Origin of the sequence: Caballeronia zhejiangensis (assembly GCF_022879815.1) — a bacterium.
GTDB lineage: Bacteria > Pseudomonadota > Gammaproteobacteria > Burkholderiales > Burkholderiaceae > Caballeronia > Caballeronia zhejiangensis.
In genome coordinates, this window is record NZ_CP084284.1 from 340,249 (window position 1) to 353,087 (window position 12,839).

Annotated in this window: 11 protein-coding genes; 4 read left to right on the forward strand and 7 right to left on the reverse strand. The window is 64.7% G+C overall.

Going from position 1 to position 12,839, the window contains the following annotated elements; genetic code table 11:
- Positions 1-235: 235 nt before the first annotated feature.
- Positions 236-1,399, reverse strand: coding sequence for a metallophosphoesterase (locus LDZ23_RS16090; RefSeq protein WP_008353835.1), 1,164 nt, complete (start codon positions 1,397-1,399; stop codon positions 236-238).
- Between the two features lie 259 nt (positions 1,400-1,658).
- Between LDZ23_RS16090 and LDZ23_RS16095 the strand changes: the two genes are divergently transcribed.
- Together LDZ23_RS16095 and LDZ23_RS16100 are read left to right on the forward strand one after the other, a co-directional pair.
- The gene (locus LDZ23_RS16095; protein WP_008353834.1) at positions 1,659-2,255 is read left to right on the forward strand and encodes a hypothetical protein; all 597 of its coding nucleotides are present in this window, start codon (positions 1,659-1,661) and stop codon (positions 2,253-2,255) included.
- Between the two features lie 122 nt (positions 2,256-2,377).
- Positions 2,378-3,486 (forward strand): IS3-like element ISBcen22 family transposase gene (locus tag LDZ23_RS16100; protein WP_124633364.1). Its coding sequence is split into 2 segments (ribosomal slippage): positions 2,378-2,639 and positions 2,639-3,486, totalling 1,110 coding nucleotides; the frame shifts between segments, so codons are not numbered across the junction.
- A 143-nt stretch (positions 3,487-3,629) separates the two neighbouring features.
- Here the strand turns inward: LDZ23_RS16100 and LDZ23_RS16105 are convergent.
- On the reverse strand, positions 3,630-5,090 hold the full coding sequence (locus tag LDZ23_RS16105; RefSeq protein ID WP_008353830.1) for an NAD-dependent succinate-semialdehyde dehydrogenase: 1,461 nt from the start codon (positions 5,088-5,090) through the stop codon (positions 3,630-3,632).
- A 199-nt stretch (positions 5,091-5,289) separates the two neighbouring features.
- On the reverse strand, positions 5,290-6,513 hold the full coding sequence (gene gabT, locus LDZ23_RS16110; RefSeq protein WP_235366316.1) for a 4-aminobutyrate--2-oxoglutarate transaminase: 1,224 nt from the start codon (positions 6,511-6,513) through the stop codon (positions 5,290-5,292).
- A gap of 187 nt (positions 6,514-6,700) precedes the next feature.
- On the opposite strand from gabT, the gene pdxR reads away from it, so the two are divergent.
- Together pdxR and LDZ23_RS16120 are read left to right on the forward strand one after the other, a co-directional pair.
- Entirely contained in the window at positions 6,701-8,188 is a 1,488-nt protein-coding gene (gene pdxR, locus LDZ23_RS16115) for a MocR-like pyridoxine biosynthesis transcription factor PdxR (RefSeq protein WP_008353827.1), read from the forward strand.
- Positions 8,189-8,309: 121 nt separating this feature from the next.
- Positions 8,310-9,503 (forward strand): M20 aminoacylase family protein, encoded by a 1,194-nt coding sequence (locus LDZ23_RS16120; RefSeq protein WP_033536952.1) that lies wholly within the window; start codon positions 8,310-8,312, stop codon positions 9,501-9,503.
- A 6-nt stretch (positions 9,504-9,509) separates the two neighbouring features.
- Here LDZ23_RS16120 and LDZ23_RS16125 read toward each other — a convergent pair whose 3' ends face one another.
- The 4 genes from LDZ23_RS16125 to LDZ23_RS16140 all read right to left on the reverse strand — a co-directional run bounded on the left by LDZ23_RS16125 (position 9,510) and on the right by LDZ23_RS16140 (position 12,768).
- Positions 9,510-11,051, reverse strand: a complete 1,542-nt coding sequence (locus LDZ23_RS16125; RefSeq protein WP_034474397.1) for a methyl-accepting chemotaxis protein — start codon at positions 11,049-11,051, stop codon at positions 9,510-9,512.
- A 138-nt stretch (positions 11,052-11,189) separates the two neighbouring features.
- Positions 11,190-11,339: a hypothetical protein gene (locus tag LDZ23_RS16130; protein ID WP_162483418.1), complete on the reverse strand. Its 150-nt coding sequence runs from the start codon at positions 11,337-11,339 to the stop codon at positions 11,190-11,192.
- A 39-nt stretch (positions 11,340-11,378) separates the two neighbouring features.
- A complete protein-coding gene (locus LDZ23_RS16135) occupies positions 11,379-11,966 on the reverse strand; it encodes a glycosyltransferase family 9 protein (RefSeq protein WP_008353823.1) in 588 nt (195 codons plus the stop codon).
- Positions 11,967-12,261: 295 nt separating this feature from the next.
- Positions 12,262-12,768: a hypothetical protein gene (locus LDZ23_RS16140; RefSeq protein WP_008353817.1), complete on the reverse strand. Its 507-nt coding sequence runs from the start codon at positions 12,766-12,768 to the stop codon at positions 12,262-12,264.
- Positions 12,769-12,839 lie beyond the last annotated feature (71 nt).

Consider the following 12,839-nt stretch of genomic DNA (forward strand, 5'->3'; position numbering starts at 1 on the left):
CGCGGCGATGTCGGCGAAAGCGTGAGTGGAGATTCGGACTCCGTGACAATCGAACTGCGTTTCATTGTTTAGGAGATTTCTTATGTCCTCGGTTTTTCTGTTCGCCTATTTTTCACTTACTCGCTGGCGGGGCCCCGCCCGTCAATCGAGTTGCCCGTTCATCACCGTGATCGGGAGTAGCGCTTGTCCCCGAGCGCTGGACGCGCGCCGCACCCTACGGCGCGCGTCCCTTTTTTTATGCGGCCGTAGCCGCAACCAGTCGAACCAGCGTGATCTCTGAAGGCGCGCCCAGCCGCTTGGGCGGTCCCCAATAGCCGGTTCCACGGCTCGTATAGACCCACAGTCCGTTGAACTTAACGAGTCCGGCGACGAACGGCTGTTGCAGCCGCACGAAGAAATTCCACGGCAGGAATTGACCGCCATGCGTGTGCCCCGAGAGCTGTAGCGTGAAGCCCGCTTCGGCGGCGGCCGTGGCGCTGCGCGGCTGGTGCGCGAGCAGCACGCGCACGATGGCGTCGTCGGGTGCGCCGCTGATCGCCTTCGCGGGATCGCTGCGATGCGCCGGATCGAAACTGCCCGCGCTGAAATCCGTGACGCCCGCGACCACGGCTTGAGCGCCGTCATGATTCAGCACGACATGCTGATTGAGCAGCACGGTCAGGCCGAGACGCCGAAATTCGGCGATCCACTTGTCCGCGCCTGAGTAATATTCGTGATTCCCGGTGACGAGAAACGCGCCATGCCGCGCGCTGAGGCCCGCGAGCGGGCGTGTGTGATCGGCGAGATTCGGCACGCTGCCGTCGACGACATCGCCTGTCACGGCGATGAGATCAGGTTCGAGCCCGTTCACGGCGGCGACGATGCGTTCCACATAGTGCCGCTTGATCGTCGGGCCGACGTGGATGTCGCTGATCTGCGCAATCGTGAAACCCTGGAGCGCGGCCGGGAGATTGTCGATGGGCACATCCACGCTCACGACCGGCGCGCGCCGCCGCGCGTTGTAGAAACCGATCGCGGAGAAGAGCACGGCGAGGAGCGGCACGGCGAGCGCGCTATAGCCGACGAGCATCGGCGAACCGACGGGCGCGCCGCGCAGCCAGTCGGCGAGATGCACGAAGAGGAGCATCACGTCGCGCGCGAAGGTCAGCAAGAGCAGCGACGAGAAAAAACCGAGCGCCGTCAGCCCGAACCAGGCGAGGCGATCCGCAAGCGACTGCGGTTCGATCTGCCGGGCCGCCATGCCGAGCGGAATCGTGATGACCGATGCCGCAAGCAACAGCGCCGCCAGCACCTTGAGCGGCAGGCCGACGGGCGCATCCGGGATGAGCCGGACGCCCACATAGATATGAAACAGAACGCCGATGCCGATGAAGCGGAGAAAGAATGCCGAGCGTCGCATAGCGCTCCTGGAGAGATCGGGGAAGCGGCAAGGAGACGGGCGGCGCGCGCCCGTGGCGGATATGGGGCCGATTCTACCGGTTAGACGCCGGGCGCGCCTTTGTCGACGCGCGTCGCGGAGAAGATGGCGAATCGTAATATATCGTTCGAATGGCTCGGCGCACGCGGCGCGGACGTTATAAATACGCCGCCTCGACTGTCGTTGCGACAGTCGCACGGCGGAATTTCCGCATCGCGTTTTTATTCGAGGAGTCCATTCAATGAATCTGAAACTGTGTGCCGCTGCAATCCTTTCCCTGTCCGCAATCGTCGCTTCGACGGGCACGGCGCTCGCGCAAGACAGAACGCTGGCGGCGACCGCGGAACAAGTCGTGAGCCAGGAGCAGCCGGTTCATATCCGGGCGCAGATCGTCGGCATCGATCGCGCGAATCGCGCGCTGATGGTGCGCGGCGCGAACGGTGATTCGACCGTCCAGGTGGGCAAGGAAGTCAAAGGCTTCGAGCAATTGAAAGTCGGCGACCAGATCGACGTCACCTACAAGGCCGCGTTGCTCGTCAGCGCCGAGAAAGTGACGGGCGCGGCCAAGGGCGACCGTACGCGCATCGATACGACGACCTATCAGCCGACCGTGGGTGCCGACGGCGTGACGGGTTTCGATGCGACGCGCCGCATCGAGACGATCGCGACCGTCGAAAGCGTCGACGTGAAGAAGCGCAAGATCACGCTGCGCGGCGCATGGCGCACCGAGACGCTCGACCTCACGCCGGGCATGGCTGCCGAGAAGCTGAAGAAGGGCGACACGATCCATGCGGTGTACGTGTCGGCGACGGCGGTGCAAGTGACGTCGGCACAATGATCGGCAGGACGTTCTGAACGGCAAAAAGCCTCGGCACGAAATGATCTGCTCTAGAAATCCTGGACACAAATGAGTGTTAGTGTTTCGGAGGCAATTTTCCCAATAGGAACGGGAGGTTGGCGATGAAGCGCAAGCAATATTCGGTGGAGCAGATCGTGGCCGCGCTCAAGCAGGCTGAGCTGGGCATGCCGGTGGCGGATCTGGTTCGGCAGCTCGGGATATCGGAGCAGACGTATTACCGATGGAAGAAGCAGTACGCGGGTCTGGAGTCGAACCAGGTCCGCGAACTGAAGCAACTCCAGGATGAGAACGAGCGGCTCAAGAAGCTAGTTGCGGAACTGAGTCTGGACAAGGCCATCCTGCAGGATATCGCCACAAAAAAGTGGCCGCGCCCGCGCTGAAGAGACAGGCAGTGAGCTACATCGTGGATCACTACGGTCTTCCGACGCAGCGGGCGTGCCGGCTGGTCAAGCAAGCTCGCAGTACCCACTACTATCGCAGCGTCAAGGACCCGCAAACGGCACTGCGTCAACGCATGCGCGAGATTGCGCAGACGCGCGTTCGATATGGCTACCGGCGCGTGCACGTGCTGCTCAAGCGTGAAGGTTGGCGTGTGAGCCGTAATCGGGTCTATCGGCTCTACGCCGAAGAGCAGCTTCAACTGCGTTCGAAGCTACCCAAGCGCCGCAAGATGGTGGTATCGCGCCGCGAGCGTTGCGTGCCGGTTCGTCCCAATGAAGTCTGGAGTCTGGACTTTGTGGCGGACCAGTTAGCCGACGGCACCCGCTTGCGCGCCCTGACGGTCGTGGACATCTTTAGCCGTGAAGCGCTGGCCATTGAAGTAGGCAAGCGCTTGCGTGCCGAGGACGTCGTGTCAGTGCTGAATCGTTTGGTGGCTCAGCGCCGCGCACCGAGGTTCCTGTTCGCCGATAACGGCAGCGAATTCTCGGGTCGCCTGCTGGACATGTGGGCCTACCACTACAAGGTGCAGATCGACTTCAGCCGGCCAGGCAAGCCCACCGACAACAGCTTCATCGAGACATTCAACGGCTCGTTCAGGGACGAATGTCTGAACCTGCACTGGTTCGAATCGTTGGCGGAAGCCAAACGAGAGATCGAGGCTTGGCGCCGCGACTACAATGAGACTCGACCTCACATGGCGCTCAAAGAGCTAACACCGGGTGAATTCGCCCGGCAATACAGCCTCCGGCCCACGGCCGAAGGCTCATGAAAGACCGAACACTAACGCTCGGCACTGTCCAAGAAATCCAAGCGGTTCAACAGCCCTTAGCGGCCTAGCCCAAAACTGTCCAACTTTGCGGGGTCAGTTCAGAAAGCGCCGAGGCTTTTTCTTTTCGCGTCAACGAAACGCGATCACACCGCCATGCAGAGATACTTGATGACGACGTAATCGTCGATGCCGTAATGCGAGCCTTCGCGCCCGAGGCCCGACTGCTTCACGCCGCCGAACGGCGCGACTTCGTTCGAGATGAGGCCGGTGTTGATGCCCACCATGCCGTATTCCAGCGCTTCGGCGACGCGCCAGATGCGGCCGATGTCGCGGCTATAGAAGTACGCGGCGAGGCCGAACTCGGTGTCGTTGGCGAGCTGCACGACTTCGTCGTCGGACGAGAATTTGAAGATCGGCGCGAGCGGGCCGAAAGTTTCTTCCTTCGCCACTTTCATGTCCGGCGTGACGCCGGTCAGTACGGTCGGCTCGAAGAACCCGTGACCGAGCGTGTGCCGCTTGCCGCCCGAAGCGAGCGCGGCGCCTTTCGCGAGCGCGTCCGCGATATGCGATTCGACCTTTTGCACGGCCGCTTCGTTGATGAGCGGCCCGAGCGCGACGCCGCTTTCCGTGCCGCTTCCGACCTTGAGCTTGCTCGCGGCTGCCGCGAGCTTTTGCGCGAAGGCATCGTAGACGCGCTCGTGGACGTAGAAGCGGTTCGTGCACACGCAGGTTTGTCCGCTATTCCGATATTTCGATGCAATCGCGCCTTCCACGGCGGCGTCGAGATCGGCGTCGTCGAATACGATGAACGGTGCGTTGCCGCCGAGTTCCAGCGTCACCTTTTTGACGGTCGGCGCGCTTTGCGCCATCAGCAGACGGCCGACCGCCGTCGAGCCGGTGAACGACAGCTTGCGCACGATCGGATTGCCCGTCATTTCGCCGCCGATCGCTTTCGGATCGCCGGTCAGGATGCTGAGCACGCCTTTCGGCAGGCCCGCGCGTTCTGCGAGCACCGCGAGCGCGAATGCGGAGAAGGGCGTTGCTTCGGCGGGCTTCACGACGATCGGGCAGCCGGCTGCGAGCGCCGGTCCGACCTTGCGCGTGATCATCGCGGCGGGGAAGTTCCACGGCGTGATTGCGGCGCAGACGCCGATCGGTTCCTTGGTCACGACGATGCGCTTGTCGGCGGCGGGCGTGGCGAGCGTATCGCCGGCGACGCGCTTGCCTTCCTCCGCGAACCATTCGATGAACGACGCCGCGTAGGTGATTTCGCCCTTGGCTTCGGCGAGCGGCTTGCCTTGCTCGGTCGTGAGGATGAGGGCGAGATCGTCGGCGTTTGCCATCATCAGGTCGAACCAGCGGCGCAAGATGGCTGCGCGTTCCTTGGCGGTTTTTTTGCGCCAGGCGGGCCAGGCGGTGTTGGCGGCATCGATCGCGCGGCGCGTTTCGGTTGCGCCCATGTTGGGGACTTTGCCGAGGGATTCTCCCGTTGCCGGGTTCACCACTTCAAACGTTTCGCCGTTGTCGGCTTGTTGCCATTCGCCGTCGATGTACGCTGCGTGACGCAAGAGCGTCGGGTCTTTCAGGTGTTCTTTCAGGCTCATTTGCTAGTCCTTTCGGGTCGGCTCGGGGTTGTCGCTGGATCCCGTTCTCGTGTCGGCTCCGGTGTTTCGCCGGATCCCGTTTTCTTAGTGGTCTATTAGCACTGCCCCGCACAGGGGCAACGCTAATAGACCGACGCGAATACGGGATCCGGCGACCAACGCAAAACAAAAAACCAAAAACCAAAAACCAAAAACCAAATCAAACCGCAACGCCAACAGTCTCCGTCAACACATCTTCAAGAATACCGAGCGCCTCATCAAAAACCGCATCCTGAATGGTGAGCGGAAACAGGAACCGAACCACGTTCGAATAAACGCCACAAACCAACAGCAGCAACCCGCGCTCCAGCGCCCGCGTCTGCACGAGCTTTGCAAAAGCAGCATCCGCATCATGCGAACCGGGCTTGCAGAACTCGACCGCGATCATCCCCCCCGGCCCGCGCACATCGGCGATCTGCGGCACATCGCCCTTCAGCGCTTCGAGTTTCGCCTTCAGCTTGTCGCCGAGCACAACCGCGCGCTCGCAGAGCTCTTCATCGTCGATGATGTCGAGCACCGCATGCGCCGCCGCCACCGCCAGCGGATTGCCCGCATACGTGCCGCCGAGCCCGCCCGGCGCCGCCGCATCCATGATCTCCGCGCGCCCGACGACGCCCGACAGCGGCATCCCGCCCGCCAGCGACTTCGCGATCGTCATCAGATCCGGCACGACGCCGTGATGCTCCATCGCGAACAGCTTGCCGGTGCGCGCAAAGCCCGTCTGCACTTCATCGGCGATCAGCAGAATGCCGTGGTCATCGCAAATCTTGCGCAGGCCGCGCACGAATTCCGTCGGCGCCGGAACGAAACCGCCTTCGCCCTGCACCGGCTCGAAGATGATCGCGGCAACACGCGTCGCTTCGATATCCGCCTTGAAAAGATGCTCGATCGCGCGCAGCGAATCCTCGACCGACACGCCATGCAGCGAATTCGGGAACGGCGCATGGAACACGTCCGACGGGAACGGCCCGAAGCCGATCTTGTACGGCGCGACTTTGCCCGTGAGCGCCATGCCCATCAGCGTGCGGCCGTGAAAGCCGCCCGTGAACGCGATCACGCCCGGCCTGCCCGTCGCGGCGCGCGCGATCTTCACCGCGTTCTCGACAGCCTCCGCGCCCGTCGTGAAAAACGCCGTCTTCTTCGCGTGCGAGCCCGGCGCGCGGGCGCTGATCTTCTCGGCGAGCGACACATACGACTCGTACGGCACGATCTGATACGCCGTGTGCGTGAAGCAGTCGAGCTGCGCGCGAATCGCCTCGACGATCTTCGGATGGCGATGCCCCGTATTGCACACCGCGATGCCCGCCGCGAAGTCGATGAAGCGGCGGCCCTCGACATCCCACAGTTCCGCGTTCTCGGCGCGCGCCGCGTAGAAATCGCACATCACGCCGACACCGCGCGGCGTCGCAGCGTTCTTGCGGGCGTGCAGATCGGCGTTCTTGAGGTTGGTGCTCACGGAAATCTCCTGGATCGTTGGTGGCCGCATCGGCCGACTGAATATAGAGACGACTATAGTAAGATTTGGCCCTCAAGTTCAGAGCCATTTCAATAAATCTATAGGAGCCAATTCGATGTCGACGCGCGCAAGCGTGCTGTCCGACTGGCTGGCGCAGCGCATCGATCGCACGAACGGCCAGCCGATCTACCGGCAATTGCATCGGCTGCTACAGCAGGCCATCCTCACGCGCGAGCTCGCGGCGGGCGCGAAAGTGCCGTCGTCGCGCTTGCTTGCCGCCGAGCTCGGCGTGGCGCGCAACACGGTGACGCAGGTCTACGAGCAACTCGCGCTCGAGGGCTACGTGTCGTCGGCGACGGGGCGCGGCACCTTTGTCGCGGACAGCACGCCCGACGACATCGTGTTCGACGACGCGCCGCCCGCGGCGATCGCGCCATCCGATGCACAATCGACGCTCTCCACGCGCGGCGCGCGGCTGATTTCGGGCGCGGGCGTGTCGAAGCGTCAGGGCGGCGCGTTCATGCCGGGCGTGCCGGACGTATCGCGGTTTCCGTCGCGCGTGTGGAACCGGCTGCACGCGAAATACTGGCGCAAGCCGCTGCCCGATCTGCTCACCTACGCGCCGGGCGGCGGCCACGCGGGACTGCGCCACGCGCTCGCGCACTATCTGCGCACGTCGCGCTCGGTGCGTTGCACGCCGGAGCAGATCGTCGTGACGACGGGCATCCATCAATCCATCGATCTCGCCGCGCGCCTGCTCGCCGATCCGGGCGACACGATCTGGACGGAGGATCCGTGCTACTGGGGCGTGCGCAGCGTTCTGCAGGTTTCGGGGCTCGATCTGAAGGCGATTCCCGTCGACGCGGAAGGCATCGCGCCGACATCCGCCGATCTCGCGTCGCCGCCGAAGCTGATGCTCGTCACGCCGTCGCATCAGTATCCGCTCGGCATGGTGATGAGCCTCGCGCGCCGCCGCATGTTGCTCGAATATGCGCGCCAGCACCGCTGCTGGATCATCGAGGACGATTACGACAGCGAATTCCGCTACGGCAGCCGGCCGCTCGCGTCGCTGCAGGGCATGGACACGGCGGGGCAGGTGATTTACGTCGGCAGTTTCGGCAAGACGCTGTTTCCGGGGCTGCGCATCGGTTATGTGGTCGTGCCGGAAGCGCTCGCGGAGAGCTTCGCGATGGCGAGCGCCGAGCTGTATCGCGAAGGGCAGTTGCTGCAGCAGGCCGTGCTCGCGGAATTCATCGAGCAGGGGCATTTCACGTCGCATATCCGGCGGATGCGCGCGCTCTACGGCCAGCGCCGCGACGCGATGCTCGCGACCATCGCCGCGCGCTACGGCGACACGCTTTCGATCGCCGGGGGCGATGCCGGGCTGCATCTCGTGCTGAAACTGCCGCGCCACGTCGATGATCGCGCGCTCGCCGCCGCCGCGCTCGCGCAGAACATCGTCGTGCGGCCGCTGTCGGGGTATTACGCGCATCGGCCGGACGCGGAATCCGGCTTGCTGATCGGATATGCATGCGTGCCGGACGACGACATCGCGCCGGCTTTCGCCACGCTCGCCGACGTGATCGACCGGTTTCTGCGCTAAAAGCGGTCGAAATTTCACGATTCGCTTACGGTCAGCGAAAAAAACGCGCGCGGAACTGGCAAGCGCGGCGCATGTGGAGGATCATGTGCGCCGTTTTCCGATCAACCGCAAGGGCTTCTCCATGACGATCTCGTCCGACCACCACTTCACCGTCATCGCCGATCTCTCCGACGACGCGCCTTCGCTGCGCGAAATTCGCCACGATATCCATCGTCATCCGGAGTTGTCGTATGAGGAGACGCGCACTGCGGCGCTCGTCGCGGAGCGGCTCGAAGAGTGGGGCTGGACGGTGACGCGCGGCGTCGGCGGGACGGGCGTCGTCGGCACGTTGAAGGTGGGCGACGGCACGAAGAGCATCGGACTGCGCGCGGACATGGACGCGCTGCCGATCATCGAGCAGAGCGGCAAGCCCTGGGCGAGCGAGACGCACGGCAAGATGCACGCGTGCGGCCACGACGGCCACACGACGATGCTTCTCGGCGCGGCGCGCCATCTCGCGCGCACGCGCAATTTCAACGGCACGGTGCATCTGTATTTTCAGCCGGCGGAAGAGCACGGCGTGCCGAGCGGCGCGCAGAAGATGATCGAGGAAGGTCTTTTCGAGCGCTTTCATTGCGACGCCGTGTTCGGCGTGCACAACCATCCCGGCGCGCAGCCCGGCACGTTCCTGTTCCGCAAGGGGCCGTTCATGGCGGCGGGCGATCAGGTGTCGATCGTGGTCGAAGGCGTCGGCGGGCACGCGGCGCGGCCGCATCTGTCGGTCGATCCGGTCGTCGTGACGGCGAGCATCGTCATGGCGCTGCAGACGATCGTCGCGCGCAACGTCGATCCGGCGCAGCCGGCCGTCGTCACTGTCGGCTCGATGCACGCCGGAACGGTCAACAACGTCATCCCGAATCGCGCGACGCTCGAACTGTCCGTGCGCTCCTTCGACCCGCAAGTGCGCGAACTGCTCAGGCGCCGCATCAAGGAACTGGTGGAATCGCAGGCGGCGAGCTACGGCGCGAGCGCGACGGTGAAGTATTTGGAAGGCTATCCGGTCGTCGTGAATTCGGACGCGGAAACGGAGTTCGCCATGGAGGTCGCGCGCGAACTGGTCGGCGCAGAGAACGTCGTCGCGCACGCCGATCTGCTGATGGGCAGCGAGGACTTCGCGTTCATGCTGCAGCAGCGGCCGGGCTCGTTCCTGCGCCTCGGCAACGGTGCGGGCGAGGACGGCTGCATGGTCCACAACCCGCACTACGATTTCAACGACAAGAATCTGCCGGTCGGCGCGGCTTACTGGGCGCGCCTCGTCGAACGATTCCTGGCGTGACCGAAATCACGCCGGCAGCCTGAAACTTCCGATCGCCTCGCGCAGCACATCGACCTGATCCTTCAGCGAATGCGCGGCGGCGGCGGCTTCCTCGACGAGCGCGGCGTTCTGCTGCGTCACCTGATCCATCTCGACGACCGCGCGGTTCACCTGCTCGATGCCCGCGCTCTGCTCGCGCGACGCGTGGCTGATCTCGTCGAGAATCTCGTTCACGCGGCGCACCGATTGCACGATTTCCGTCATCGTCGCGCCCGCGTTCGTCACGAGCGACGCGCCTTGCTCGACCGTCTGCGTCGACGTTTCGATGAGCGCCTTGATTTCCTTCGCCGCCGTCGCCGAGCGCTGCGCGAGACTGCGCACTTCCGCCGCCACGACCGCGAAGCCGCGTCCCTGTTCGCCCGCGCGCGCCGCTTCGACCGCCGCATTCAGCGCGAGGATGTTCGTCTGGAACGCGATGCCGTCGATCACGCCGATGATGTCGCCGATCTGCTGCGAGCTCGCGGTGATGCGCGTCATCGTGTCGATGACGTCGTCGACCACGCCGCTGCCGCGCGTCGCCACGTCCGCCGCCTGCTCCGCGAGACGCGCCGCCTGCGCGGCGCTCTCCGCGTTGTTCTTCACGTTCGCGGTCATCTGGTCCATGCTCGACGCGGTCTGCACGAGCGCCGCGGCCTGTTCCTCGGTGCGCTGCGACAGATCGGTGTTGCCCGCCGCGATCTCCGACGCGCCCACGTTGATGTTGTCCGTGCCGCTGCGCACGCGCGACACGGTATCGACGAGACCGCTCTGCATCACGCTGAGCGCGTGCAACAGACTTGTCGTGTCGTTCGGACGGACGTCGACGCTGCTCGTCAGATCGCCACGCGCGATGCGATGCGCCGCGTCGACCGCCAGTTCGAGCTCGCCGCCGAGATTGCGTTTGATGCTCCGCAGAACGATGAGCATCGCGGCCGTCGCGAAGCCGCCGAGCACGGCCGTGATCGCGAGCCAGCGCAGCGCGCTTGCCCAGAACGCGCTCTGCACGTCGTCCATGTACATGCCGGTGACGATGTACCAGTCCCACTGCCCGAAGCGCTGCGAGTAGGAGAGCTTGCCGACTGGCTTGTCGCTGCCGGGCTTCGGCCACAGATAGCTGATGAAGCCGCCGCCGGGCTGATCGCCCGCCTTGACGATATCGACGAACAGGCGAGTGCCCGCCGGATCGGCATAACTCGACAGATCCTGCCCGTTCATCGCGGACTTGATCGGGTGCATCACCATCCTCGGATGCGAGTCGTTGATCGAGAGATAGCCGTCCGTGCCGTAGCGGATCGCGCCGACCACTTCCAGCGCGCGCTTTTTCGCTTCGTCTTCGGTGAGCGTCTTGTTCGCGGCGAGCGCCGCGTAGTGCGCGGTGATCGAGTGCGCCTCGTTGACGAGCGTCTTCAACTGCTCCTTGCGGTCGTCGATCATCGACGTCCGGTTTTGCCATGCCCCGATGATCCCGATCGCGATCAAGCCGATCCACAGCACGGCGATCAACGAGCCGAGCTTCTTGTTCAACGTCATTCTGTTCATGTTGCGCCCGTCGCCTGTTTGCGTTGTATTCGCGTTGTCGTTTGCGACGGCGCACGCCGCCGCATGCCCGCTTTACGGCAGGCATGGGCGGCGAATGTAGGGCGGGAATTCCCGTAGGGAAGCGTCGGATCAGAGACGCCGGATCGGATCCTTGTCGGGCGGCGCGTCGGGATGCTGCGGCTCCTCCGGCCGATGACCGGGCGAAGGCGGCGTGAGCGGATCGGCTTCCGGATCGCGGTTCGGGTCCGCTACGGGATCCGGAACGGGATTGGTTTGCATGTCGAATTTCATGATGTCCCCCGAAAGGTGGCTCTTCGTCTATGCCGATTCGTGCGCCGCCGGCATGTGCAGCGTGAACGGCTCGCCCGGATGCGCGCCGCCGGTGTGCGAGAGCGCGTCGCGGGCGTGTGCGGCGATCGCGTCGCTGCCGGTGTCGCGCGGATGTTCGTCGAGCACGATATGCGGCGTGCCGAGCGCGCGGGCGGCGGCGACGGGCGAGGACGCTTCGGCGTCGTCGGACAGGAGCAGCCGCGCATTGGCGATCAGGCGCGGCAGCGTCGCCGGCGCGACGGCGCCCGCGAGAAAGAGCGCGGCCGTCTGCATCGCGCCGAGCACGCCGGCGGTGCGCTCGGGATCGGGCGAATCGCCGACGATCGCGATCTGCCAGCCATCGGCGGCGAGCTGGTCGGCGACATCGGCATATCGTTCGGCGGGCCAGGCGGGCGCGGCGTGATGGCTGCCCGGATGGATCAGCACCAGGCGCTCGCGCTCGATGCCGTGGAACGCGGCGAGCGTGTCGTAATCGTCGCTCCCGTCACGCGCGGCGGCGGGCGGGGCGCTCGGCGCGTCGGGGACGAGCGTTGTCGTGAGGTCGTCGCTCAACGTGGAAAGGGGATTGGCTCGCATCTTGGCTCCTGCAAGTGGCGTGGCCTCGCTCGATTCGGCGCAACTCGCGGGGCCGCGCGCTTGGCAAGCACCCGCCATGCCCGGCGCGTTTGCGGCAGGTTCCGCCTGAAAATGCCCGCGTTGGACACAGATTGCGTTCCGAAGCGTGACAGTTTGAGCGTCGATTGCGGCATCTGTCACGTATTGAAGGAGGCGCGGCGGCGCTCGTCAAGGCGCGAAGTTTTCAGCGTCGATGTAAAAAAGCCGCCACCTCGCGATGGCGAGGCGGCGGCTTGGATGCGGCGTCGAGCGGCGCTCAGGTTTCCGTGTTGCCGTCGGCGGCGGGCAGCGTCTTCGGCGTGAACGCTTCGGCGCGGCGGCGGATGCCGTCGACTTCGCCAGTCACGAACGTGCGCTTGTCCGCGGCGAGCGCTTCCTGATACGACACGCCTTCCGGCACGCGATGCAGCAGCGCGCGCAATTCGCCTTGCGTCGTCTGCTCGACGGGCTCGTAGTCGTAAAGACCGAGCTCCAGTTCGGCGCGCTCGTGCAGGATGAACAGGCACGACGCGAACACCGCGACGCCGAGCACTTCCTGCACGCCGAAGCGGAATGCGTGCGGCACAGGCGAGAACGGCAGCCACGCGATGAGCGCGACGCCCGCGAGCGCCACCGCGATGGTCACGTTGAGCAGCAATTGCAGACGCGCGACGATGCGCTCGCGTTCGGTCTTCAGTTGCCCGGCCGATTTCGGCACGAGCGCGCGTGTGTGCAAGCCCTGCGATTGTTGACGGCGGAGTTCTTCGAGCGGGAGAGCGGCCATTTGGGTGTGATGTGGACCATCGGTGAGCGCCAGTCGGCGCGACACCGGTATAACGCGCGGCTTACAGGAAC

Bases quoted from the DNA above. Each gene is read 5' to 3' on its own strand.
- pdxR (WP_008353827.1), top strand. From the start codon at position 6,701: ATGTCGACGCGCGCAAGCGTGCTGTCCGACTGGCTGGCGCAGCGCATC.
- LDZ23_RS16095 (WP_008353834.1), top strand. From the start codon at position 1,659: ATGAATCTGAAACTGTGTGCCGCTGCAATCCTTTCCCTGTCCGCAATC.
- gabT (WP_235366316.1), bottom strand. From the start codon at position 6,513: ATGTGCGATTTCTACGCGGCGCGCGCCGAGAACGCGGAACTGTGGGAT.
- LDZ23_RS16090 (WP_008353835.1), bottom strand. From the start codon at position 1,399: ATGCGACGCTCGGCATTCTTTCTCCGCTTCATCGGCATCGGCGTTCTG.
- LDZ23_RS16135 (WP_008353823.1), bottom strand. From the start codon at position 11,966: ATGCGAGCCAATCCCCTTTCCACGTTGAGCGACGACCTCACGACAACG.
- LDZ23_RS16130 (WP_162483418.1), bottom strand. From the start codon at position 11,339: ATGCAAACCAATCCCGTTCCGGATCCCGTAGCGGACCCGAACCGCGAT.
- LDZ23_RS16105 (WP_008353830.1), bottom strand. From the start codon at position 5,090: ATGAGCCTGAAAGAACACCTGAAAGACCCGACGCTCTTGCGTCACGCA.
- LDZ23_RS16125 (WP_034474397.1), bottom strand. From the start codon at position 11,051: ATGACGTTGAACAAGAAGCTCGGCTCGTTGATCGCCGTGCTGTGGATC.
- LDZ23_RS16140 (WP_008353817.1), bottom strand. From the start codon at position 12,768: ATGGCCGCTCTCCCGCTCGAAGAACTCCGCCGTCAACAATCGCAGGGC.
- LDZ23_RS16120 (WP_033536952.1), top strand. From the start codon at position 8,310: ATGACGATCTCGTCCGACCACCACTTCACCGTCATCGCCGATCTCTCC.